Consider the following 23,464-nt stretch of genomic DNA (forward strand, 5'->3'; position numbering starts at 1 on the left):
TCATGGCCTATGCCTCTGCCGGCCTACCTCCAAAGGGGCATGGCCCTCAGCCGGCGTTGCGCAGATGCTCCATGGCCCACACGGCCGCCTCGACGCGCGAGCGCAGCCCCAGTTTGTGCAGCAGATTCTTCACATGGACCTTGACCGTGCCTTCGGTGATGCCCAGCTTGTGGCCGATCACCTTGTTGCTGAAGCCGCTGGCAATGGTTTTGAGCACCTGGCGCTCGCGCTCCGTCAGCTCGACCTCGGCCTGGCGCGGAGGTGAGCGCAGCGCCTGGGCCATGACCCGGGTCAGGCCCGGGCTGATCACCAGGGCGCCGTTCAAGGCATCGCGGATGTACTGAATCAGCAGCTCGGGCTCCATGTCCTTGAGTAGATAGCCATCGGCATCCAGGCGCAACGCGTCGCGAATGTCGTCCTCGGCATCGGACACCGTGAACAGCAGCACCTTGGCGTTGCAGTTCATGGCTCGCAAGCGCCGCAGGGTTTCGATGCCATTCATTTGCGGCATGTTGTTGTCGAGCAGCACCAGGTCAGGTTGCAGGGGCTCGATCATGGCCAGGGCTTCCTCGCCGTGGCCGGCTTCGCCGACGATCTGGAAATCATCTTCAAGTTCGAGCATCTGGCGGATGCCGCGACGCATCATCGGATGGTCGTCTACCAGCAGGATTCGGTATTGCGGGGACGGGTTCATGTGACGCTACCTTCTGTGGGTTGTCCGAGAAATTCCGGTCGGAATTCCATCTGGACGAGGGTGCCCTGGGGCTCCCGGGACACTATCTGCAACTGGCCACGCAAGCTGCGGGCACGTTCGTTCATGATGTTCAGGCCGTGGTGCTCGCGCTGGTCGCAGCTGCCGCTGAAGCCCCGGCCATCGTCCTCGATCGACAGCCGCACGTGCTCGCCGTCCTGGCGCAGTTGCAGCCAGGCATTTTGCGCGTGGGCATGGCGCAGGCAATTGGAGAGCGCCTCGCGGGTGATCTGCAGGATGTGAATCTGTTCGCTGGCCGACAGCTCGAAGGCCAGGCTGTCGACATGCAGGTGCACCTGGAACTCTCCCCGGCGGGAAAACTCCTGGGCCGTGTCCTTGAGTTCCTGGACCAGGCCGGCGTCGTGAATCTGCAGGCGAAAGGTGGTCAGCAGTTCGCGTAACTGGCGGTAGGCATTGTTCAGCCCTTCGCGCAGTTCGGCGGTGACGGTTTCCAGGGTCGCGACCGGTTCGCCCCGGCGCATCAGGGTTTGCATGCGGCTGACTTGCAGCTTCATGTACGACAGCGCCTGGGCCAGCGAGTCGTGCAGCTCGCGGGCGATGATGGTGCGTTCTTCGAGCAACAACAGGCGATGATCCTGTTCCCGTTGCCGCTTGAGCGAGAGCGAAGTGCCGATCAGGTTGGCCAGGGCCTGGATCAGCTGGGTTTCCCAGGCTTGTGGTGCGTGTCCATCGATGAAGTGGGCCTTGAGCTCGCCCAGTTCGCTGCCCTGGTTGCTGATGCTGAGGGTGATCGGATGGGGCTGCTGGTGTTTCTGGCAGGAGGCGCAATTGCTGCTGGCGCAGACCTCACGGTTGCGCGCGCCATGCAGGGCGAGCAGTTGCTGGGCAGGGGCCTGCAACTGGCCTTGCAGGCACAGCGACAGGCGCAGCCCGGGCAGGCGCTTCTGGAAGCGCCGGATCAGTTCATCCAGGCCCTCGGCATTGGCCAGGCGTGTCGCCAGGCTGCGGCTGCTTTGATATAGCAGCTCCAGGGCGGCATTGGCCTGTTGCAGGTTCAGGGTCTTTTGCAGGACCTGGGTCTCCAGGGTGCGGTGCGACTCTTCGATGGTTTCGGCCATGGCATTGAAGCTCATGGCCAACTGTCCCAGCTCATCCGGGGAGCGATAGTTGACCCGGGCCTTGAAGTCGCCCCGGCGAAAGCGCTGGGTTGCCTCCACCAATTCCTCCAGCGGAGTGACCACGCTGTACTGCAGTTCGTACAGGCCAATCAGCAGGATGATCATGGTGGTGAACAGGGCGACGCCCTGGATCACCTGCTGCCAGGTTTGCTTGTGCTCGCTCTGGCGCTGCAACAGGCTGACGAACCGGTTCAGCTGTTCGACGAAGGGCAGGGCGCCGGCCTGAAACGTCGCCCCGTCGCCACGGACCAGAGCCGGATGCAGTGCCTCGTTCCAGTCTTGCTGGATCTGTTGGTAGCTGCGTTGCAGGTCGGGATTGGCACCGTCTTCCAGCACCGCCTTGAGTGACTGGCTGTTGAGGCGCTGTTGCAGGCTCTGGGCAATCCGGGTGAGCTCTTCGGCGTTGGCCCCCGAGGCCAGTTTCCAGCTCAGGTGATAGGTCTCCATGCGCACCGAGCCTGCGGTGTTGATGGCCGCCGCGTCGCCCTGGCTGAACCAGGCGATCAGGCCGGCGCTCAGGGAACTGGCGAGGGCGAGCACGGCAATCAGGATCACCGCCAGCCCGGCGCGCGCGGGCAGGGAGCTGCGCAACCAGCGGATCATGGGCGCGGGCCTTGGGCAAACACAGGAAAACCGGCCATGCAGAACTCCAGGGGGGGGCGGGCGATGGTGTTGCCGCCGATCCTTGGCGCACTACCTCTAAAGAGTTGTCGACCGCTCGATGTCAGCAATGGCCTTGAGGCGAAGCGGCAAGATGCTGATAAACAAAGGGTTTACAGGTTTTTACGGACTACCTCCTTGGAGGTAGGCAGCACAAGCATAGGCCTGAGGGCCCCGGGGCTTCGTTGATCCTGATCAAGTTTTTGCGGGGTTGCTCTCTCTAGTCTGCCGCCATGGCTAATTGACTGGAGAGCGAGATGACCCAACCGCGTGTACGACAGGGCCTGGTGCTGGGCATGAGTACGCTGGCCTTCACCGTGTGCTTCATGGTGTGGATGATGTTTGCCGTGCTCGGTGTGCCCATCAAGGAGTTGCTCCAGCTCAACGAAACCCAGTTCGGCCTGCTGGCCGCCACCCCGGTCCTGACCGGCTCGCTGGCACGCTTGCCGCTGGGGCTTTTGACCGACCGCTTTGGCGGGCGCAGCGTGTTTTTCCTGCTGATGCTGTCCTGCGTGTTGCCGCTGTACCTGATCAGCCATGCCACGGCCTACTGGCAGTTTTTGGTCCTGGGCCTGTTCGTCGGCCTGGCCGGGGGTTCGTTTTCGGTCGGCATCGCCTACGTTGCCAAGTGGTTCGACCAGGACAACCAGGGCTTTGCCATGGGCATCTTCGGTGCGGGTAACGCCGGGGCCGCGGTGACCAAGTTTCTCGCCCCGGCGTTGATTGCCGCCGGCAGCTGGCAACTGGTGCCAAAGGTCTTCAGCGCGATTCTGTTCATCACCGCGCTGCTGTTCTGGTTTCTCAGTGCCGACAACAAGCAGCATCGCAGTGCCTCGGGCGCCAGTTTGCGTGAGCAACTGAGCGCGCTGAAAGACCCGGCGGTGTGGCGCTATTGCCAGTACTACTCGATCGTCTTCGGTGGCTACGTGGCCCTGGCGTTGTGGATGACCCGGTACTACGTGCAGGAATACGGTTTCAGCCTGCAAAGCGCCGCGCTGCTGGCCGCCTGCTTTTCCTTGCCGGGCGGGGTACTGCGTGCGGTCGGTGGCTGGATGTCGGATCGCTGGGGCGCGCAGAGCGTGACCTGGTGGGTGCTGTGGGTGAGCTGGATCTGCCTGTTCCTGCTGTCTTATCCGCAGACCCAGTTGCAAGTGCAAACCCTCAACGGCCCGCTGGATTTCCACATCGGCCTCAACCCTGCGCTGTTCACCGTGCTGCTGTTCGTCATGGGCATCGCCTTCGCATTCGGCAAGGCCTCGGTTTTCAAATACATCGCCAACGACTACCCGAAAAACATGGGCGCGGTGTCCGGCATTGTCGGCCTGGCCGGTGGCCTGGGCGGCTTTGTCCTGCCGATTCTGTTCGGTGCGCTGGTGGACCTGACCGGCGTGCGCTCCTCCTGCTTCATGTTGTTGTACGGCGTGGTCTGGGTGTCCCTGGCCTGGATGTACCTCAGCGAAATACGCCAACGCCCACTGCTCGGCAAGCCAGCACTGGCGGCCGCGCCCCGGATTTCCAGCATTGCCCAAGGAGACAACCATGTCCGTTCTGCAAAAGCCTGACAAGGGGCCGGTCATTCATGACTGGCGCCCGGAAGACCCCGAGTTCTGGGGGCGTAGCGGTAAACAGACGGCGACGCGCAACCTGTGGATTTCCATCCCTGCGCTGCTGCTGGCGTTTGCCGTGTGGATGGTCTGGAGCACGGTGATCGTGCGCCTGAACGCCATCGGCTTCAGTTTCACCACCGACCAGCTGTTCTGGCTGGCGGCGTTGCCGGGGCTGTCCGGTGCGACCTTGCGGGTGTTCTATTCGTTCATGGTGCCGATCTTCGGCGGCCGCCGCTGGACTGCCCTGAGCACCGCTTCGTTGCTGCTGCCGGCGTTGTGGATGGGCTTCGCCGTGCAGGACCCGAGCACGTCCTACAGCGTGTTTGTATGGATTGCCCTGCTGTGTGGTTTCGGCGGCGGCAACTTCGCCTCGAGCATGTCCAACATCAGCTTTTTCTACCCCAAGTCCCAGCAAGGCACGGCCCTGGGCCTGAACGCCGGCCTGGGTAACCTGGGGGTTTCGGTCATGCAGTTCTGTGTGCCGCTGGTGATCACCTTCGGCGTGTTCGGCTTCCTCGGCGGCCAACCGCAGACACTCGAAGACGGCAGCCAACTGTGGTTGCAGAACGCCGGGTTCATCTGGGTGCCCTTCATCGTTGTCGTGACCGTGCTGGCCTGGTTCTGCATGAATGACCTGTCCAGCGCCAGGGCCTCGTTCAGCGAGCAGGCGGTGATCTTCAAGCGCAAGCACAACTGGCTGATGTGCTGGTTGTACCTGGCCACCTTCGGTTCGTTCATCGGTTTTTCCGCGGCCTTTCCGCTGCTGATCAAGACCGCCTTTCCTGAGGTCGTCGCCCTGAAATTTGCCTTCCTTGGCCCGCTGGTGGGTGCCCTGGTGCGGCCATTGGGCGGTTGGCTGGCGGACCGGCTCGGCGGTGCGAGGGTCACGTTGTGGAACTTTGTGTTGATGATCGTGATGGTCTTTGGCGTCCTTCATTTCCTGCCGCAGAACGGCACGGGCGGCAACTTCTACGGGTTCCTCGGCATGTTCATGCTGCTGTTCATCACCACGGGCGTGGGCAACGGCTCCACGTTCCGCATGATCCCGGTGATCTTCCGCACCCTGCATGAGAAAGCCGCGGCCGGCAAGGCGCCGGCGATCCGCGAACAGGCCTTGAAAAATGCCGGCAAGGAGTCGGCCGCCGTCCTGGGGTTCAGCTCGGCCATGGGCGCCTTCGGTGCGTTCTTCATTCCCAAATCCTTTGGCACGTCGATGGCCCAGACCGGTGGCCCGGAGATGGCCTTCTACATGTTCGTCGGCTTCTACCTGAGTTGCATTGTGGTGACCTGGTGGTGGTACGCCCGTAAAGGTGCCGCGACGCCCTGCTGACATGAACCGAATCCAAACCTTGCATGGGCGGGGCATAGAACCCCGCAGCAAGCCTGAGAGGAAAGCACCATGAGTCATTTGCTGGATCAACTGCGGTATTTCAATCGCAAGCAAGGCGAGTTCTCCGATGGCCACGGGGAGACCCGCAAGGAGTCCCGCGACTGGGAGAATGTCTACCGCTCGCGCTGGCAGTACGACAAGATCGTGCGCTCCACCCATGGGGTGAACTGCACCGGTTCCTGCTCGTGGAAGATCTACGTGAAGAACGGCCTGATCACCTGGGAAACCCAGCAGACCGATTACCCGCGCACCCGCAACGACCTGCCCAACCATGAGCCGCGCGGCTGTCCACGGGGGGCCAGTTACAGCTGGTACATCTACAGCGCCAACCGGCTCAAGTACCCGAAAATCCGCAAGCCATTGCTCAAGTTGTGGCGCGAGGCGCGCCAGACCCTGGCCCCTGTCGAAGCCTGGGCCAGCATTGTCGAGAACAAGGCCAAGGCCGACTCCTACAAGAGCAAGCGCGGCATGGGCGGCTTCATCCGTTCCAACTGGGAGGAAGTCAACGAGATCATTGCCGCGGCCAACGTCTACACCGTCAAGCAATACGGGCCTGACCGGGTGGTGGGCTTCTCGCCGATTCCGGCCATGTCGATGGTCAGCTATGCCGCGGGGGCCCGTTACCTGTCGCTGATCGGCGGCGCTTGCCTGAGCTTCTACGACTGGTACTGCGACTTGCCGCCGGCCTCGCCGATGGTCTGGGGCGAGCAGACCGACGTGCCGGAATCGGCCGACTGGTACAACTCCAACTACATCATTGCCTGGGGCTCCAACGTTCCGCAGACCCGTACCCCCGACGCGCACTTCTTCACCGAAGTCCGCTACAAGGGCACCAAGACCGTGGCCATCACCCCCGACTACTCGGAAGTGGCCAAGCTCACCGACCTGTGGCTCAACCCCAAGCAGGGCACTGACGCAGCGCTGGCCCAGGCGTTCAACCATGTGATCTTCAAAGAGTTCCACCTGGACAAGCCGAGCGCCTATTTCACCGACTACGCCAAACGCTTCACCGACCTGCCGGTGCTGGTGCTGCTCAAGCCGATGCTCGGCGTGGCGCCGGGCGCCGGCTATCAACCGGATCGCTTCCTGCGGGCCTCGGACCTGACCGACAACCTCGGCCAGGAGAATAACCCGGAATGGAAAACCATCGCCCTCGACGCGAGCGGCGAACTGGTCTCGCCGCTCGGCTCGATCGGTTACCGCTGGGGTGAGCAGGGCAAGTGGAACATCCAGGCCCGCGAAGGCGGTGAGGGCCGCGAGATCGACCTGACCCTGAGCCTGATCGGTGGCGAGGTCACGGAAGTGGCGTTCCCGTACTTCGCCGGTGAGTCCCAGGAGTACTTCCAGCACGTCGCCGGCGATGCCGTGCAGTATCGCCGTGTGCCGGTGCGCAGCCTGACCCTGGCCGATGGCAGCCAGGCCAAGGTCGCCACCGTGTTCGACCTGTCGGCGGCCAACCTGGCCATCGATCGCGGCCTGGGCGGCGCCAACGTGGCCAAGGACTACAACGACGCCACTGTGCCCGGCACCCCGGCCTGGCAGGAGCAGATTACCGGCGTCAGCCGCGAGAAGGCGATCCAGATCGCCCGTGAGTTCGCCGACAACGCCGACAAGACCCGTGGCCGTTCGATGATCATCGTCGGCGCGGCGATGAACCACTGGTACCACATGGACATGAACTACCGCGGGCTGATCAACATGCTCATGCTCTGCGGTTGCGTCGGCCAGACCGGTGGTGGCTGGGCGCACTACGTGGGCCAGGAAAAGCTCCGTCCGCAATGCGGCTGGCTGCCCCTGGCATTCGGCCTGGACTGGAGCCGTCCGCCACGGCAGATGAACGGCACCAGCTTCTTCTATGCCCACAGTTCCCAGTGGCGCCACGAGAAGATGAGCATGCACGACGTGCTCTCGCCGCTGGCGGACAAGAGCCAGTTTCCCGAACACGCACTGGACTACAACATCCGCGCCGAACGCGCGGGCTGGTTGCCGAGCGCGCCACAGTTGAACACCAACCCGCTGCATATTTGCCGTGACGCTGCTGCGGCCGGCATGGCGCCCAAGGACTACGTGGTCAAGTCGTTGCACGAAGGTTCGTTGCGTTTTTCCTGCGAACAGCCCGACAGCCCGGTCAACTTCCCGCGCAACATGTTCATCTGGCGCTCCAACCTGCTGGGGTCTTCGGGCAAGGGCCATGAGTACATGCTCAAGTACTTGCTGGGCACCAAGAACGGGGTGATGAACGAAGACATCGGCAAGGTCGGCGACTGTAAACCGACCGAAGCCGAATGGGTGGACGAGGGCGCCATCGGCAAGCTCGACCTGGTCACCACCCTGGATTTCCGCATGTCCTCGACCTGCGTCTATTCCGACATCGTGTTGCCGACGGCCACCTGGTACGAAAAAGACGACATGAACACCTCGGACATGCACCCCTTCATTCACCCGTTGTCGGCAGCCATCGACCCGGCCTGGGAGTCGCGTTCCGACTGGGAAATCTACAAGGGCATCGCCAAGGCGTTTTCCAGCATGGCGGTCGGTCACCTGGGCGTTGAGCAGGACCTGGTCACCGTGCCGTTGATGCATGACAGCGTCGGCGAACTGGCCCAGCCCTTTGGCGGCACCGACTGGAAAAGCGCCGGCGTGGCGCCGCAACCGGGCAAGAACGCACCGAACCTGCAGGTGGTGGAGCGCGACTACCCGAACATCTACAAGCAGTTCACCTCCCTCGGGCCGTTGCTGGAGAAGCATGGCAACGGCGGCAAGGGCATCAACTGGAACACCGAGGAGGAAGTGAAATTCCTTGGCGAACTCAATTACCGCGAAGGCGAGGCGGGGATCAGCCAGGGGCGGCCGAAGATCGACACGGCCATCGATGCCGCCGAGGTGATTCTGTCCCTGGCCCCGGAAACCAACGGCCATGTTGCCGTCAAGGCCTGGGCCGCGCTGTCGGAGTTCACCGGTATCGACCACAGCCACCTGGCCCTGTCCAAGGCTCACGAGGCGATTCGTTTCCGTGATATCCAGGCGCAGCCGCGCAAGATCATTTCCAGCCCGACCTGGTCAGGCCTGGAAGACGATCACGTCAGCTACAACGCCGGTTACACCAACGTTCATGAAGCGATTCCATGGCGCACCATCACCGGCCGCCAGCAGTTCTACCAGGATCACCCGTGGATGCAGGCCTTTGGCGAGCAGCTGATGAGTTACCGGCCGCCGGTCAACACCCGGACCATCGAAGGGGTGAAGGGCAAGCGCAGCAACGGCGAAACCGAAATCGTCCTGAACTGGATCACGCCGCACCAGAAATGGGGCATCCACAGTACCTACAGCGACAACCTGCTGATGCTCACGCTGAGCCGTGGCGGACCGATTGTCTGGCTCTCGGAAATCGACGCCAAGCGTGCCGGTATCGAGGACAACGACTGGATCGAATGCTTCAACGCCAACGGCGCCCTGACGGCGCGGGCGGTGGTCAGCCAGCGGGTCAAGGAAGGCATGGTGATGATGTACCACGCCCAGGAACGGATCGTGAACGTGCCAGGCGCCGAAACCACCAAGACCCGTGGCGGCCATCACAACTCGGTCACCCGGGTGGTGCTCAAGCCGACCCACATGATCGGCGGCTATGCCCAGCAAGCCTACGGTTTCAACTATTACGGCACGGTCGGTTGCAACCGCGACGAGTTCGTCGTGGTGCGCAAGATGGCCAAGGTCGATTGGCTCGATGGTTCGACTGGCGATGACCTGCCGCGCCCCCTGCCGACCGAGATGGATTGAGGAGTTGTCATGAAGATTCGTTCACAAATCGGCATGGTGCTGAACCTGGACAAGTGCATCGGGTGCCACACCTGTTCGATCACCTGCAAAAACGTCTGGACCAGCCGTGAAGGCATGGAATACGCCTGGTTCAACAACGTCGAAAGCAAACCCGGGATCGGTTACCCGAAAGAGTGGGAAAACCAGGACAAGTGGAAGGGCGGCTGGGTTCGCCACGCCAATGGTTCGATCAACCCGCGCATCGGCGGCAAGTTCCGGGTGTTGGCGAACATTTTCGCCAACCCGGACCTGCCAAACCTCGACGATTACTACGAACCCTTTGACTTCGATTATCAGCACCTGCATACCGCGCCGCTGGGCGAGCACCAGCCCACTGCGCGCCCGCGTTCGCTGGTCTCCGGCAAGCGCATGGAGAAAATCGAATGGGGCCCGAACTGGGAGGAAATCCTCGGCACCGAGTTTGCCAAACGGCGCAAGGACAAGAACTTCGACAAGATCCAGGCGGACATTTACGGCGAGTACGAAAACACTTTCATGATGTATTTGCCGCGCCTGTGCGAGCACTGCCTGAACCCGGCGTGCGCGGCGTCCTGCCCGAGCGGGGCGATCTACAAGCGTGAGGAAGACGGGATTGTCCTGATCGACCAGGAGAAGTGCCGCGGCTGGCGGATGTGCATCAGTGGCTGCCCGTACAAGAAAATCTATTTCAACTGGAAAAGCGGCAAGTCCGAGAAGTGCATTTTCTGCTACCCGCGTATCGAAGCCGGGATGCCGACGGTGTGTGCCGAAACCTGTGTCGGGCGCATTCGCTACCTCGGTGTGCTGCTGTATGACGCCGACCGGATCAGCGAAGTGGCGAGCACCGCCAATGAGCAGGACCTGTACGAGAAGCAGCTTGAGATCTTCCTCGACCCCAACGATCCGGCGGTGATTCGCCAGGCGCTGGAAGACGGTGTACCGCAGTCGGTGATCGACTCGGCGCAACGTTCGCCGGTCTACAAAATGGCCGTGGACTGGAAGCTTGCGCTGCCGTTGCACCCGGAATACCGCACCCTGCCGATGGTCTGGTACGTACCGCCGCTGTCGCCGATCCAGAACGCGGCCGCCGCCGGCACCGTGGGCATGAACGGGGTCATCCCGGATGTCGACAGCCTGCGCATTCCCCTGCGCTACCTGGCCAACCTGCTGACCGCCGGCGACGAGAAACCGGTCAAACGCGCCCTCAAGCGCCTGCTGGCGATGCGCGCCTACAAGCGTTCCGAACAGGTGGACGGAGTCCAGGACCTGCAAGTGCTCAAGGATGTCGGACTGAGCGTGAGCCAGGTCGAGGAGATGTACCGCTACCTGGCGATCGCCAACTATGAAGACCGTTTCGTGGTGCCCAGCGCACACCGTGAGGAGGCCATGAGCGACGCGTTCGCCGAGCGTTCCGGCTGCGGTTTCAGTTTCGGCAGCGGCTGCAGCGGCAGCTCCGACACCAATATGTTCGGGGCGAAGAAGGCCAACCGCCGCGACATCCTGAAAACCGTGCAGTTGTGGGAGGACTGAGCATGCGCATTCTCAAAGTGATTTCACTGTTGCTCGATTACCCGACCGACACCCTGATAGCGGCTCGAGACGAACTGGAGCAGGCAATCATCCACTCCCGGGAAATCAGCCCCCGGCAACGCGGTGCGCTGTTCGAGTTGCTGGAACTGATCTGCGGCAACGACCTGATGGATGGGCAGGAGCACTACGGTGCCTTGTTCGGTCGCGGTCGCTCACTGTCGCTGCTGTTGTTCGAGCATGTACACGGTGAGTCCCGCGACCGTGGCCAGGCGATGGTCGACATGATGGCGCAGTACGAGGCCGCCGGTTTCGCCATCGGCGTCAAGGAGCTGCCGGACTATATCCCGCTGTACCTGGAGTTCCTGTCTACCCGCGAAGACCTCGAGGCCCGCGAAGGGCTGGCCGATGTTTCGCACCTGCTGGCCTTGTTGGCGGCACGTCTGGAGGAGCGCGAGAGCGCGTATGCCAGCTGCTTCCGGGCGCTGTTGCAGATTGCCGGTGCCGAGCCGCAGGAGGCGGTGGCGCAATTGCGCGCGCAGGTCGCCGCCGAATCCAGGGACGACTCGCTGGAAGCCCTGGACAAGGTCTGGGAAGAAGAGGCAGTGGACTTCCTCCAGGCCGAGCAGCAGGACCGTTGTGGCGCGCAGCCGAGTGCGCCGGGCAAGGCCCGGGAAGAAAGCGCGGTACCGCTGCACTGGGTCGATTTTCAGCATGAAGGCGTGGCCAGCGTGCCCGCCGGGGAGGTGGGCAATGTCTAAGTGGAACCTGTTGTTGTTCGGGGTGTATCCCTATATCGCGCTGGCGATCTGTCTGCTGGGCAGTTGGGCCCGCTTCGATCTTTCGCAGTACACCTGGAAGGCTGGCTCCAGCCAGATGCTCAACAATCGCGGGATGCGCGTGGCGAGCAATCTGTTCCATGTCGGCGTGCTGTTCGTGCTGGCCGGCCACTTCGTCGGCCTGCTGACCCCGGCGTCGGTCTATCACCATGTGATCAGCACCGAGCACAAGCAATTGCTGGCGATGGTCTCCGGGGGCTTTTTCGGCCTGTTGTGCCTGATCGGCCTGCTGATGCTGGTGAACCGGCGCCTGAGCGACCCGCGGGTGCGCGCCACCTCCAGCACGTCGGACATCCTGGTGCTGTTGGTGCTGCTGGCGCAGTTGGTGCTCGGCCTGCTGACGATCGTGGCGTCCACCGAACACATGGACGGCTCGGTGATGGTGCTGCTCGCCGACTGGGCGCAGAACACCGTGCTCCTGCGGCCGGTGGAGGCAGCGGCGGCGATGGCGCCGGTTGGCCTGATCTACAAGTTGCACGTGTTGCTCGGCTTGACCCTGTTCGTGCTGTTCCCGTTCACCCGTCTGGTGCACATCGTCAGCGCACCGGTCTGGTACCTGGGGCGGCGCTATCAAATCGTTCGGCAGAAAATCTGAGGAGGCAATCATGTCAGGTGGATGTGGATGTGGCGGCGGTAAAGGCGGCAGCGGCGGTTGTGGTTCTTCCCGCACCCCGGAACCGGTAATGCCCGATATCGAAGAGGGCGGGGCGGTGACGTTTGAACCGCCACACCAAGAACCCGCGCAGGCTGACGAAGCCCCCGCACAACTGATCGCCAGCAGTGAGCAGGAGTGGCCGATCATCAGCGTCAATCAGGTGCCGATCACCCCGGAAGCGATGGCCCGGGAGCTGCAATATCATCCGGCGCCCAGCCGTGAGGAGGCGGTGTACCAGGCAGCCAGGGCGCTGGTGATCCGCGAACTGTTGCAGCAGCGCATCGCCGAGCTTGGCCTGTCGCTGCAACTGGGGGCCGGCGAAAACGAAGAGGAGGCCGCCACGCGCTTGCTGCTCGAGCGCGAGGTGCAGGTGCCCGAGTGTGACGAGGCCACCTGTGAGCGTTACTACGACAGCAACCGCGCGCGCTTCCACAGTGCGCCGTTGCTGGCGGTGCGGCACATTCTGCTCGAATGTGCCCCGGACGATGCCGAGGCGCGCAGCCTGGTGCACGTTCAGGCCGAGATCCTGGTGCAACGCCTGGAGGAGTTCCCCGGCAGCTTCGCCGAGCTCGCGCAAAAGTACTCGGCCTGCCCGTCGAAGGCCCAGGGCGGCTCGTTGGGGCAGATCAGCAAAGGCCAGACCGTGCCGGAACTGGAGCGGCAGTTGTTCACCCTGGCGCCGGGGCTGGCCAGCAAGCCGCTGGAAAGCCAGTTTGGCTGGCATGTGGTCAGTGTCGACCAGCGGATCGAAGGCAAGGCGTTGCCCTATGAGGTGGTTTCGACGGCGATCCGCACCCAGTTGCAACAGGGTGTCTGGCAAAAGGCGCTGGTGCAGTACCTGCAAACCCTGATTGGCGCCGCGGATATTCGCGGCATCCATCTACAGGGCGCCGACTCACCGCTGGTGCAGTAACCACGAGGCCAAGGGGAATGTGATGAGCACGCTGATGCAGGATGGATATGGACGGCAGATCGACTACCTGCGGATGTCGGTGACGGACCGTTGTGATTTTCGCTGTGTGTACTGCATGGCCAAGAACATGACGTTTCTGCCGCGCCAGCAGGTGCTCACCCTGGAGGAGTTGCAGCGCCTGGCGACGCTGTTCGTCGGCCTGGGTGTGCGCAAGATCCGCCTGACGGGGGGCGAGCCGCTGATTCGCCCCGGCATTGTCGACCTCTGCCGTCACATCGCCGCCTTGCCGGGCTTGCGCGAGCTGGTGATGACCAGCAATGGCTCACAACTGCAACGCCTGGCCCGGCCGCTGGTAGAGGCCGGGGTCAAGCGGATGAACATCAGCCTCGATAGCCTGGACCCAGAGAAGTTTCTCGCGATCACCCGCAACGGCAATCTCGATCAGGTCCTGGGCGGCATCGAAGCGGCGCGGGGGGCGGGGTTCGAGCGGATCAAGCTCAACTGCGTGGTGATGAAAGGGCGCAACTTCGATGAAGTGCTGGCGCTGGTGCAATACGCCATCGACCAGCGCATCGATATCAGTTTCATCGAGGAAATGCCCTTGGGCGATGTCGGCCGTGCCCGGGGCGAATCGTTCTGTTCCAGCGACGAGGTCCGGGCGCTGATCGCCAGTCGCTATCCGTTGCTCGACAGCACCGAAAACAGCGGTGGCCCCGCACGCTATGTGCGTCTGGCGCAGCATCCCGAGACCCGGATCGGTTTCATTTCGCCCAACAGCCACAACTTCTGTGGCAGCTGCAACCGGGTGCGGATGACCGTTGAAGGGCGGCTGCTGCTCTGCCTGGGACAGGAGGATGCCCTGGACCTGCGCGGCTTGCTGCGTCGTTACCCGCTGGACGACCAGCCCCTGATCAACGCCGTGCAACAGGCATTGCGCCACAAGCCGTTGCGCCACGACTTCAATCCCGAAGGGACGGTGCAACTGGTGCGATTCATGAACATGAGTGGGGGGTGATTCGGCGTGTGCGGTTTTTATGTAGGAGCGAGCATGCTCGCGATGAACGCAAGAGCAACGCGTTGAGTCAGAAAGCACGCGTTATCGTTGACGACCATCGCGGGCAAGCCCGCTCCTACAGGTGGCGTTTGGCAATCGAGCGTCGACCGGCTGCCGTCACAGGTTGTGCGCCATGGCTGACTGCCACTGGCGTTTTTTTTTGCCGGTAAATCTTGATATCGATCAATTGCAGGCGTGTCCTTTATCCGTAGCCTGCACTGCATATTGTGTTTTCAAGTTAATTAAAACCTATATGTAGTGTTTGGAGTTCCAATGCATAGCACGCTGATCAGTGTAGGACGCAACCGGCTGCACAAACGCGATGGCAGTCTGGTTGCCTTCGATGCGGACAAGATTCGCCAGGCGTTGATCGCAGCGGGCAAGGCCACTGGCGAGTACACCGAGGTCGAGGTCGAAGGGTTGCTCGAGGCGGTTCTGGCCCAGCTCGAAGGGCACGCGCGACTGCATGTCGAGCAGATCCAGGACCGGGTCGAACGGGTATTGATGGACGCCGGGTTTTTCTTCGCCATGCGCGCCTACATCGTCTATCGCGAGCAGCACGGACGTTTGCGCCGCGACCGCAAGACCATGGTCGAGGTGGCGACTTCGATGAACGAGTACCTGGACCGTGAAGACTGGCGGGTGCAGGCCAATGCCAACCAGGGCTATTCCCTGGGCGGGCTGGTGCTCAACGTATCGGGCAAGGTCACCGCCAACTATTGGCTGGACGAGGTGTACAGCGAGGCTATCGGCCGGGCCCATCGCGAGGCGGATCTGCACGTGCACGACCTCGACATGCTGGCCGGCTACTGTGCGGGCTGGTCGTTGCGCACGCTGTTGCACGAAGGGCTCAATGGCGTACCCGGCCGGGTCGAGGCCGGCCCGCCGAAACACCTGAGCAGTGCCCTGGGGCAGATGGTGAACTTCCTCGGCACCCTGCAGAACGAATGGGCCGGGGCCCAGGCATTCAGTTCGTTCGACACCTACCTGGCGCCCTACGTGCGCCAGGACCAGTTGAGTTTTCAGCAGGTGCGCCAGGCGATTCAGGAGTTCATCTACAACCTCAACGTGCCATCGCGCTGGGGCACCCAGACGCCTTTTACCAACCTGACGTTCGACTGGGTGTGCCCAGAGGATCTGCGCGAGCAGATCCCGGTGATCGGCGGCGAGGAAATGCCCTTTGCCTACGGTGACCTGCAGGTGGAAATGGACCTGCTCAACCGTGCCTATATCGAGGTGATGCAGGCCGGTGACGCCAAGGGGCGGGTGTTCACCTTTCCCATCCCGACCTACAACATCACCCATGATTTTCCCTGGGACAGCGAGAACGCTGACCGACTGTTCGAGATGACCGCCCGTTACGGCCTGCCGTACTTCCAGAACTTCCTCAATTCGGACATGCAGCCCAACCAGGTGCGTTCGATGTGTTGTCGGTTGCAACTGGATGTGCGCGAGCTGCTCAAGCGCGGGGGCGGCCTGTTCGGCTCGGCCGAGCAGACCGGATCGCTAGGCGTGGTGACCCTCAATTGCGCGCGCCTGGGTTACCTGTTCAAAGGCAACGCCAGCGGCCTGCTGCAGCGGCTGGACGCCTTGATGGAGCTGGCGATGGAGAGCCTGGAGGTCAAGCGCAAGGTGATCCAGCACCATATGGACGCCGGTTTGTACCCTTACACCAAACGGTACCTGGGGACCCTGCGCAATCATTTTTCCACCATCGGCCTCAATGGCCTGCATGAAATGCTGCGTAACTTCAGCGGTGACGAGCAGGGCATGCACACTGAGCAGGGCCGTACGTTTGCCCTGCAGTTGCTGGACCATGTGCGCGCCACCCTGGTGCGCTTCCAGGAAGAAACCGGCCATCTCTACAACCTCGAAGCGACCCCGGCCGAGGGCACCACCTACCGCTTTGCCAAGGAAGACCTTAAGCGTTACCCCGACATTCTTCAGGCCGGCAGCCGCCAGGCGCCGTACTACACCAACTCCTCGCAACTGCCGGCGGGCTTTACCGACGACCCCTTCGAAGCCCTTGAGTTGCAGGACGAACTGCAATGCAAATACACCGGTGGCACGGTGCTGCACCTGTACATGGCCGAGCGGATTTCCTCGACCCAGGCTTGCAAGCAACTGGTGCGCAAGGCGCTCGGGCGCTTCCGCCTGCCGTACCTGACCGTGACCCCGACCTTTTCCATCTGCCCGGTCCACGGTTACCTCGATGGCGAACACGAGTTCTGCCCCAAGTGCGACGAGGCCTTGTTGCGCGAGCAGCACCCGGGCACGGCCCATTGATTTCATTTCACTCAACCGCAAGGAGCTACACCATGAATGCACTGCACACATTGCCTCAGGCCAAGCGTCAACGTTGCGAAGTCTGGACCCGGGTGATGGGTTATCACCGCCCGGTCTCGGCGTTCAACCCGGGTAAGCAGTCCGAGCACCGCGAGCGGGTCCATTTCACCGAATGCGCGGCATCGGCCGGGCGCCAATGAGTCGAACGCTCAGGGTCGGGGGCATGGTGCCCCTGACCACGCTCGACTATCCGGGCATGCTGGCCTGCGTGCTGTTCTGCCAGGGGTGTGCCTGGCGTTGTCGTTACTGCCATAACCCGCAGTTGATCCCGCCTCGCGGCAGTGAAGAGGTGGACTGGTGCCGGGTGCTGGCGTTCCTGCAACGCCGTGAGGACTTGCTCGATGCCGTGGTGTTCAGCGGCGGCGAGCCAACCTTGCAGGACAGCTTGCTGGCGGCCATGGATGAAGTGCGCGCGATGGGTTTTCGTATCGGCTTGCACAGTGCCGGGATCAAACCGGACGCCTTTGCCAGGGCCGTGGCCGGTGCCGATTGGGTCGGCTTCGACGTCAAGGCGCTGGCCGAGGATTGCCAGGCGATCACCGGTGTCCGGGGCAGTGGCGTGGCCAACTGGCAGAGTCTGGAACATCTGCTGGCCAGCGGCGTCGACTATGAGTGTCGCACCACGGTGCATTGGCATCTGCTCGATCCCGCACGGCTATTGACCCTCGCCCGACGTTTGAGCGAGCGCGGGGTCAAGCGTTTTGCCGTGCAACTGGTCAGGACCGAACGGATGCTCGATCCGCGCTTGTCGAGTGTTTCATTGCAGTTTGACCAGGTTGAACTGTGGGCGGCCCTGCGTGATCTGTTTCCGGAGTTCGTGTTGCGTGGGTAGGGCCAGACAGGATGATCGTTCCCACGCAGAGCGTGGGAGCGATCTAGACAGGCTGTGCATGATGTCGTTGGATACCTCAGTTCCACCCCCAGAATTGCAACCACCAGCCATACCCCACCAGTGCGTTGGCCAGTAGCAGGCAAGCACCCGCGGCGCTGCGCCGAGGCAGGGGAATGCCCTGGAGGGCCATCCGTTTCCAGCCCAGCAACAGGCTCCAGCCGATGGCGCCCAGCAACAGCCAGGCCCGGGCCGGTTGTACCCATTCCAGCAACAGCCCTTCATAGCGCAGCAACTTCACGGTGGTCGCCGACAGCCCGAGAAACAGTCCGGCGGCGCCCAGAGGGGTGAGTGTCAGGCTCAGGGGCACGTAGAGCGCAGGGTCACCGGCCAGTCGCGCCGCCCCGCGCAGCAGGATCAGCAAGCCGCCACCCAGCACCAGGGCGCTGGCCGTCAGGTACAGGACGATACTGAAGCCGTCGAGCCAGCTGAAACTGTCGTTGAGTGCGGGGTAGTGGGTCAGCAGCCACCAGGGCGCGTTGTCCTGCAAGGGCCAGAACACTTCGTGCCCGACCAGCCATTGCGCGAGGGACTGCTTGAGGGCAATGAACCAGGGGCTGACCGTCCATTGAAACGCGCCCATGGCCAGACCGATCACGCCGAACAGCAACAAGCGGGCGTCCCACGGCGACAGGTTATCTTCTGTCGCGTGGAGGATCTCCTGGTTGCTGGACCGGGCGATCAGTTGCACGGCGTCACGTTGCCCGCTGCAACGCCCGCAGGCATGGCAGTCGCTGGCGCCCCGCAGGCGACGGATGTCCAGCAAGGGCGCGCAATTGGGAGGGGGCAGGCGGGGGCCTGCATTGTCTTTCCAGCGCTGTTCGTCGACCTGGAAGTGCACCGGGGCCAGGCGCGCAAGCAGGGCAAAGACGCCGCTGACCGGGCACAGGTAACGACACCAGACGCGCTTGCCCCTGGCGAACAGCAGGCCGACGCCGACCGCCACGACCGTGGAACCGCCCAGAATCAGCAGGGCGGCCTGGGCGTAGTCATACACACTGATCAACTGCCCGTAGAGGGTGGTCAGGCAGAACGCCAGGGTCGGCCAGCCGCCCCAGCGCACCCAGCGCGGCACGCCCAGGCCTTTGCCGTACTGGCTGGCCCACTCGCTCAGTGAACCTTCCGGGCACAGCACACCGCACCAGAGTCGCCCGAACAGCAGCATCGACAGCAGCACGAACGGCCACCAGATACCCCAGAACAGAAACTGCGCGAGCAGGGTCAGGTTGTCGAGTATCCGGGCCTGGCTGTCCGGCAGCGGCAACAGGGCCGGCAGCACCAGCAGCCCGCCATAGAACAGTACGACCAGCCACTGCACCACGCGAATCGCCGTCGCGTGGCGGCGCATGCCGTCGCCCAGGCGCTGCAACCAGCGGTTGTGCCGACTCAGCCCGGGCATGGGACGGCCCTCGGGGGGCGTTGACGCAACCAGCCGCCGACCGCCAGCCAGTAACCGCTCAGCACCAGCAGGCTCAAGCCGCTGGGCGCCGCCCGGTAACCGGTCATACTCGCCAGGAAACCGCCCAGGCCATGGCTGTCATTGAGTACGGCACGGCTGTCCCACAGCGCTTCGCCGATCAGGCCATAGGCCCAGTCCGGCAAGTCCAGGGCGAGCAGTTGGCCGCTGATTCGTTCGGTGGCACTGATCAGTAGCGCCGCGCCGAGCAACAGTAGAATGACTTCGCTGGCGGCAAAGAAGCGCTGCCATGAAATGAGTCGACGGGTGCTGTGCAGCAAGCCGATGGTCAACCCCGACAGCACCAGCCCCGCACCTGCGCCGACGGCAAACAGGCCCAGCGCCGGACCTTGCAGGCGGGCCCCGGCGCCATACAGAAAGACCACGGTTTCGCTGCCCTCGCGGCTGACCGCGAGCATGGCCAGGAGCATCAGGCCAACGCCGCCCTGGCGAGCCAGCTGGCTGTCGGCCTGGCGTTGCAAATCAGTCTTGAGGCTGCGTGCGTTGCGGTGCATCCAGCCGACCATCTGCACCATCAGCAAGCTGGCCACCAGCGCCAGGGAAGCCTGGAACCATTCGTTGGCGGAACCGCTCATGGCGTCACCGGCGAACAGAATCAGCAGCGCCAGCAGGCCCGAGAGCATCAACCCCAGGAGCACGCCCGCCCATAGGTAATTGACCAGCCGAGCCGCCTGGCTTTGCTGGCTGGCCCAGGCCTGGAGAATGCCGATCACCAGCAGCGCCTCGACGCTTTCGCGCCAGACGATGAACATTGATTGATTCATGGAAACTCCGTGGTTGAGCCGGTTATTTCGCGAGGATGGCGCCCTCGGGCAACTGCGGGTTGAACTCGTCGAAGAACGGGTAGTGGCCGGGCCGCAGGGGGTGAATCACGACAAAGGTCGTCACCCCCGGTGACAGCACCTTCTCGACCCGTAACGGGGTGCTTTCGAATTCCGCCGGCCCCTCGCCGACGTTCTTCAGGATGATTTTGAAGCGCTGCCCGGCGGGGACTTCCAGCAGGGCGGGGGTGAAATGGCCGTCGCGCAGGCTCAGCTCGAAGCTGGGCAATTGGGCGTGGACCATCTGGGGTATGACCGCCCAGGCCAGTATCAGCCAGGCCAGGCGTCGGTGAACCGGGGCCAGGGGGCCTGGTGCGGGTGGCTCGGGTGCCAGGGGGGGCATTTTAGTAGCCGCCTTTTTTGCCGATCCCGGCATAGATGAACTCGTAGCGCAGTTCGCACTGTTCGAACCAGGGTTCGACACCGGTTTCCTTGTCGGTATGACGGCCCAGGGAACCATGGCCGCCGGGCGGCAGGAGGGTGAAGGTCAGCTGGTATTTGCCGGGGCCCTGCAGCTTCACGTTGTCGCCGTAGTGAGGACCGTCGTTGGCGACCATGGCATGAAAAATCCCTTTGACCGGTGGCTCGCTGCCGGATTTCTGCAGGCTGAAGGCAACGTTCAGGTAGGGCACGAAACTGCCTTCCTGAAAGCCCTGGCGATTGTCCGCTGTGGCGCGGATATCGGCTTCCAGGTGGATATCGGAGTCGGCGGTGGCGCGCATCATGCCCGCAGGCGCCATCTCGATCGGTTGCAAGTACACCGCGCCGACTTCCAGCCCCGGACACAATTGGGGTTCTCCGATCGGGTATTCCTTGGCGTGTGCCAGTGGCGCGAACAGCAGCAGGGCGAGAGACAGCGAGAGGGGAGTACGCATGATGGCTTCCTGGGGACTGACGAGTAGGAGCCCGAGTCTAGGAAGCATTACTGAGAACAATAATGATTATGGTCAATTTTCGCAGCGATCAACCGGGGGCGTCAGTGCGCCTGTCCAGGCGTGTCATGGAAGCAGGGATGCCGGAATTGACCTGCATCAAGGGCAGAGTCGCCCCGGCGCGGTAGGTTGGACACCTACCCATCGATCATCCGGGGATCGACATGGCCAAGACCTTTCCCATCAGTCCCAAACATCCTGAACGCATTTGCTGGGGGTGCGACCGCTACTGTGCCGCCAGTGCCCTGGCGTGCGGCAATGGTGCTGACCGGACGATGCATCCGGCCGAGATGATCGGCGACGATTGGTACCTGCATGGCGATTGGGGCATCGAGCCGCCCGTCGTCACCGATAAGGCGGTGGACGAAGGGCGGTCCTGAGCCTGCGTATTAGCTGGAATGGGCGATTTCTTCGTCCACCCCTTCATCCTGCGGTTGCGCTTGCCCCGGCTCTTCGGTGATCACCGTGAAGTCACTGACCTCGACCGCGCCCAACCCATAGCCCAGCAGATGGAAGGAGAACGCCTTGCGCGACTCCGGGTTATCGAAGCTGAAATCCATCTCCAGCGGTTGGTCGGCGGTGACCATCATTTCTTCCGGAAAGCCCAGCGGCACATCCTGTTCCAGTTCCTTGGCCTTGAGCAGGATGTACGCCGTCTGCTGCGGGTCGACCGCGCGCACGGTCAGGCGCACGCGGGTCTGTGAGCCCTTGGGCATTTCCAGGTATTGCGCGCCGATCAGGTTGTCCGCCCAGTCGTCCTTGATTTGCGCCTGCAGCGGGATGATCGCCGGGCTGCCGAACTGGTAGTGCTGGTTCAGGGGCGTGCGCAGCAGGGTGCGATCCAGGGCCTCGGCCCGGGCGGTGATTTGCCGTGCCCGCTGGCCGCCATATTGCCCACCATACACTGCGCGATCGGCAATGAAGCCCTCGCTGGTGTAATAGCGGCACCGCTGCTGGAAGTCGCACTCGGTGAACGTGCCCTGGCCATCGTGATAGCGCAGGTTGCCGTTGGTGTACGACATGATCTCGCGACCGGTTTCATAGTCTCGAAACAACGAACGACCGCTCAGGCTCGGTGGTACCGGCAGGGCGAAGTAGTCGAGGACCGAGGAGCTCAGGTCGACATGGCCGTAGACCCCGGGATTGATGTTGGGCAGCTGCGCCTGCTCGGGTGCCAGGGTCAGGTTGAAGCCCCAAGAGGAGGCCAGGCGCACGCCATCGATGCCGTGGGACTCGTCGGAAGTGATCATCACCAGGGTGTCCTGCAGAACGCCTTGTTGCTCCAGGCCACTGAGGAAGTTGCCCAAGGCATCGTCCAGATAGGCAACGGCCGCCTGCTTGGGTGTGTCGTAGCGCTGCAGGTAGTCTTCGGGCGCCGAGTAGGGCTGGTGTGTGCCGACGGTCAGCAGGGTGAGCATCCAGGGTTGCTGCTGCGTCTTGAGCTGGCTGACATAGTCCAGCGCCCCTTCGAAGAAGGCCTTGTCATCCTTGCCCCAAGGGAAGTCCAGGTACGATACATTGGTGAACCAGTCCAGGCCCAGGGTGGTGTCGAAGCCGATGTGCGGCATGATCTTGTCTTTGGCCATGAAGCGCAGGCCGGCACCCTGGAGGTAGTGGGTGGCAAAGCCGTGCTTGCGTAACTGGGCCGGCAGGCACGCCTGGTTACGCTCGTTCTGGGTCAGCATCTCGACGCCCTTGGGCGTGCCGTTGTCCAGCTTGTCGTAATCGCCACAGAGCATGGCGTACAGGCCGCGGATGGTCTGGTGGCTGTGTAGCACGTAGTCCGGCGTGTTCATGCCACGCTCGGCCCAGCGGCTGAGGTTGGGCATGAGGTTTTCTTGATAACTGCTGTGCAGGGCCTGGCGGTTGGCCTGGACATAGGCGCCGGGAATGCCTTCCAGCGCGATGATCAAGACGTTGCGCGCGCGGCCGGGTTCGGCAAGGATTTTCTGTCCGTTCAAGTCCAGTTGGGTGAGCCCGGCCATCTGCGGGGCCGTCTCGACCACGTCGCCCTCAAGCCATTCTTCCGTGCGCATCTGCACCTCGCCGACACCGGCGGCCAATAATTGATGGGGCAGGTTGAACAGGCGCCATTGATCGGCATCGGACGGTGCCAGGTTCTGTACGCCCCAGTGCGCGAGCAACAGCAGCAGCGGAGCCGCCCAGGCTTTTCGGGGCAGTGCTGGCCGGGGCGTCGAGCGGCCGGTCCACTGGGTGATCAGCCAGGCCAGCAGGCCCAGCCCGAGGGCCGCGGCCAGCCAGGGTTGGGCAAAACTGCCACTGGTGGATTTTTCCACGAACTGCGGATCGATCAGGTAGTTCAGATCGCCGGCATTGGGCAGTCGCCCGACGGCGCTGACCAGTTCGGCGGTGGCCACGGACATCAGGCCCCAGACCAGCAACACCGGGAGCGCCAGCCACCAGGCACGGCGATGCAGGAGCACCACCAGCAGGCTGCCGATGGCGAGGTCGGACAGGTAGCCGAGCGGATTGGACCAGCCCAGTGCGGTACGCAGGCACAGGGGGACGATCAGCACCAGGGTGATGAGGGCAATGAGGCGGGCGCGGGGGTGCTGTAACCGATGACGAAAAAGATTCACAAAAAATACTTCCAGACACGAATTCTTCACATAAGTGTGCGCAATGGTACCAAGTGATGCCAGGAATGA

The 23,464-nt window shown here is 62.9% G+C and carries 19 protein-coding genes; 12 read left to right on the forward strand and 7 right to left on the reverse strand.

Translation table 11 applies throughout. The features are described 5' to 3' along the window. Positions 1–46 precede the first annotated feature (46 nt). The gene (gene narL / locus CKW07_RS02485) at positions 47–694 is read right to left on the reverse strand and encodes a two-component system response regulator NarL (RefSeq protein WP_095082486.1); all 648 of its coding nucleotides are present in this window, start codon (positions 692–694) and stop codon (positions 47–49) included. Beyond that, positions 691–2,493, reverse strand: coding sequence for a HAMP domain-containing protein (locus CKW07_RS02490; RefSeq protein WP_095143417.1), 1,803 nt, complete (start codon positions 2,491–2,493; stop codon positions 691–693). Before CKW07_RS02490 ends, narL begins: the two co-directional genes overlap by 4 nt. A 314-nt stretch (positions 2,494–2,807) precedes the next feature. On the opposite strand from CKW07_RS02490, the gene CKW07_RS02500 reads away from it, so the two are divergent. The 11 genes from CKW07_RS02500 to CKW07_RS02555 all read left to right on the forward strand — a co-directional run bounded on the left by CKW07_RS02500 (position 2,808) and on the right by CKW07_RS02555 (position 17,508). Then, positions 2,808–4,112 carry a nitrate/nitrite transporter gene (locus CKW07_RS02500; protein ID WP_095143419.1) on the forward strand — a complete coding sequence of 435 codons (1,305 nt, stop codon included), beginning with the start codon at positions 2,808–2,810 and terminating at the stop codon, positions 4,110–4,112. Continuing rightward, positions 4,090–5,487 carry a NarK family nitrate/nitrite MFS transporter gene (locus tag CKW07_RS02505; RefSeq protein WP_095143420.1) on the forward strand — a complete coding sequence of 466 codons (1,398 nt, stop codon included), beginning with the start codon at positions 4,090–4,092 and terminating at the stop codon, positions 5,485–5,487. Before CKW07_RS02500 ends, CKW07_RS02505 begins: the two co-directional genes overlap by 23 nt. Before the next feature lie 69 nt (positions 5,488–5,556). After that, positions 5,557–9,324, forward strand: a complete 3,768-nt coding sequence (locus tag CKW07_RS02510; protein WP_095143421.1) for a nitrate reductase subunit alpha — start codon at positions 5,557–5,559, stop codon at positions 9,322–9,324. Between the two features lie 9 nt (positions 9,325–9,333). Next, positions 9,334–10,872 (forward strand): nitrate reductase subunit beta, encoded by a 1,539-nt coding sequence (narH, locus tag CKW07_RS02515; protein ID WP_095143422.1) that lies wholly within the window; start codon positions 9,334–9,336, stop codon positions 10,870–10,872. 2 nt (positions 10,873–10,874) lie between these two features. Continuing rightward, positions 10,875–11,630 (forward strand): nitrate reductase molybdenum cofactor assembly chaperone, encoded by a 756-nt coding sequence (narJ, locus tag CKW07_RS02520; protein WP_095082497.1) that lies wholly within the window; start codon positions 10,875–10,877, stop codon positions 11,628–11,630. After that, on the forward strand, positions 11,623–12,303 hold the full coding sequence (gene narI, locus CKW07_RS02525) for a respiratory nitrate reductase subunit gamma (protein ID WP_095082499.1): 681 nt from the start codon (positions 11,623–11,625) through the stop codon (positions 12,301–12,303). Before narJ ends, narI begins: the two co-directional genes overlap by 8 nt. 10 nt (positions 12,304–12,313) lie before the next feature. Continuing rightward, the gene (locus CKW07_RS02530; protein ID WP_095143423.1) at positions 12,314–13,276 is read left to right on the forward strand and encodes a peptidylprolyl isomerase; all 963 of its coding nucleotides are present in this window, start codon (positions 12,314–12,316) and stop codon (positions 13,274–13,276) included. 22 nt (positions 13,277–13,298) lie between these two features. Beyond that, positions 13,299–14,291, forward strand: a complete 993-nt coding sequence (moaA, locus tag CKW07_RS02535; protein ID WP_095143424.1) for a GTP 3',8-cyclase MoaA — start codon at positions 13,299–13,301, stop codon at positions 14,289–14,291. Between the two features lie 312 nt (positions 14,292–14,603). Next, positions 14,604–16,616, forward strand: coding sequence for a ribonucleoside triphosphate reductase (locus CKW07_RS02545; protein WP_095143426.1), 2,013 nt, complete (start codon positions 14,604–14,606; stop codon positions 16,614–16,616). 32 nt (positions 16,617–16,648) lie between these two features. Next, positions 16,649–16,816: an anaerobic ribonucleoside-triphosphate reductase gene (nrdD, locus tag CKW07_RS02550; protein WP_095082507.1), complete on the forward strand. Its 168-nt coding sequence runs from the start codon at positions 16,649–16,651 to the stop codon at positions 16,814–16,816. After that, positions 16,813–17,508, forward strand: coding sequence for an anaerobic ribonucleoside-triphosphate reductase activating protein (locus CKW07_RS02555; RefSeq protein WP_305883042.1), 696 nt, complete (start codon positions 16,813–16,815; stop codon positions 17,506–17,508). The genes nrdD and CKW07_RS02555 overlap by 4 nt, the downstream gene beginning before the upstream one ends. 76 nt (positions 17,509–17,584) lie before the next feature. Here CKW07_RS02555 and CKW07_RS02560 read toward each other — a convergent pair whose 3' ends face one another. From CKW07_RS02560 to CKW07_RS02575, 4 genes are read right to left on the reverse strand one after another with little or no spacing between them, the layout of a single operon-like run. Next, on the reverse strand, positions 17,585–18,964 hold the full coding sequence (locus CKW07_RS02560; protein ID WP_095143428.1) for a 4Fe-4S binding protein: 1,380 nt from the start codon (positions 18,962–18,964) through the stop codon (positions 17,585–17,587). Further along, positions 18,952–19,806, reverse strand: a complete 855-nt coding sequence (locus CKW07_RS02565) for an FTR1 family protein (protein WP_095143429.1) — start codon at positions 19,804–19,806, stop codon at positions 18,952–18,954. The genes CKW07_RS02560 and CKW07_RS02565 overlap by 13 nt, the downstream gene beginning before the upstream one ends. A 22-nt stretch (positions 19,807–19,828) precedes the next feature. Further along, positions 19,829–20,206 (reverse strand): cupredoxin domain-containing protein, encoded by a 378-nt coding sequence (locus CKW07_RS02570; protein WP_095143430.1) that lies wholly within the window; start codon positions 20,204–20,206, stop codon positions 19,829–19,831. 1 nt (position 20,207) lies between these two features. Continuing rightward, a complete protein-coding gene (locus tag CKW07_RS02575) occupies positions 20,208–20,738 on the reverse strand; it encodes an iron transporter (RefSeq protein WP_095143431.1) in 531 nt (176 codons plus the stop codon). Between the two features lie 221 nt (positions 20,739–20,959). On the opposite strand from CKW07_RS02575, the gene CKW07_RS02580 reads away from it, so the two are divergent. Then, on the forward strand, positions 20,960–21,175 hold the full coding sequence (locus CKW07_RS02580) for a DUF3079 domain-containing protein (RefSeq protein WP_095143432.1): 216 nt from the start codon (positions 20,960–20,962) through the stop codon (positions 21,173–21,175). Between the two features lie 9 nt (positions 21,176–21,184). On the opposite strand, the gene CKW07_RS02585 is transcribed toward CKW07_RS02580, so the two are convergent. Continuing rightward, on the reverse strand, positions 21,185–23,395 hold the full coding sequence (locus tag CKW07_RS02585; protein WP_095143433.1) for an LTA synthase family protein: 2,211 nt from the start codon (positions 23,393–23,395) through the stop codon (positions 21,185–21,187). Positions 23,396–23,464: the final 69 nt, after the last annotated feature.

This window comes from Pseudomonas sp. Irchel s3b6 (assembly GCF_900187415.1).
Classification (GTDB): Bacteria; Pseudomonadota; Gammaproteobacteria; order Pseudomonadales; family Pseudomonadaceae; genus Aquipseudomonas.

Bases quoted from the DNA above. Each gene is read 5' to 3' on its own strand.
- narL (WP_095082486.1), bottom strand. From the start codon at position 694: ATGAACCCGTCCCCGCAATACCGAATCCTGCTGGTAGACGACCATCCG.
- CKW07_RS02490 (WP_095143417.1), bottom strand. From the start codon at position 2,493: ATGATCCGCTGGTTGCGCAGCTCCCTGCCCGCGCGCGCCGGGCTGGCG.
- CKW07_RS02500 (WP_095143419.1), top strand. From the start codon at position 2,808: ATGACCCAACCGCGTGTACGACAGGGCCTGGTGCTGGGCATGAGTACG.
- CKW07_RS02505 (WP_095143420.1), top strand. From the start codon at position 4,090: ATGTCCGTTCTGCAAAAGCCTGACAAGGGGCCGGTCATTCATGACTGG.
- CKW07_RS02510 (WP_095143421.1), top strand. From the start codon at position 5,557: ATGAGTCATTTGCTGGATCAACTGCGGTATTTCAATCGCAAGCAAGGC.
- narH (WP_095143422.1), top strand. From the start codon at position 9,334: ATGAAGATTCGTTCACAAATCGGCATGGTGCTGAACCTGGACAAGTGC.
- narJ (WP_095082497.1), top strand. From the start codon at position 10,875: ATGCGCATTCTCAAAGTGATTTCACTGTTGCTCGATTACCCGACCGAC.
- narI (WP_095082499.1), top strand. From the start codon at position 11,623: ATGTCTAAGTGGAACCTGTTGTTGTTCGGGGTGTATCCCTATATCGCG.
- CKW07_RS02530 (WP_095143423.1), top strand. From the start codon at position 12,314: ATGTCAGGTGGATGTGGATGTGGCGGCGGTAAAGGCGGCAGCGGCGGT.
- moaA (WP_095143424.1), top strand. From the start codon at position 13,299: ATGAGCACGCTGATGCAGGATGGATATGGACGGCAGATCGACTACCTG.
- CKW07_RS02545 (WP_095143426.1), top strand. From the start codon at position 14,604: ATGCATAGCACGCTGATCAGTGTAGGACGCAACCGGCTGCACAAACGC.
- nrdD (WP_095082507.1), top strand. From the start codon at position 16,649: ATGAATGCACTGCACACATTGCCTCAGGCCAAGCGTCAACGTTGCGAA.
- CKW07_RS02555 (WP_305883042.1), top strand. From the start codon at position 16,813: ATGAGTCGAACGCTCAGGGTCGGGGGCATGGTGCCCCTGACCACGCTC.
- CKW07_RS02560 (WP_095143428.1), bottom strand. From the start codon at position 18,964: ATGCCCGGGCTGAGTCGGCACAACCGCTGGTTGCAGCGCCTGGGCGAC.
- CKW07_RS02565 (WP_095143429.1), bottom strand. From the start codon at position 19,806: ATGAATCAATCAATGTTCATCGTCTGGCGCGAAAGCGTCGAGGCGCTG.
- CKW07_RS02570 (WP_095143430.1), bottom strand. From the start codon at position 20,206: ATGCCCCCCCTGGCACCCGAGCCACCCGCACCAGGCCCCCTGGCCCCG.
- CKW07_RS02575 (WP_095143431.1), bottom strand. From the start codon at position 20,738: ATGCGTACTCCCCTCTCGCTGTCTCTCGCCCTGCTGCTGTTCGCGCCA.
- CKW07_RS02580 (WP_095143432.1), top strand. From the start codon at position 20,960: ATGGCCAAGACCTTTCCCATCAGTCCCAAACATCCTGAACGCATTTGC.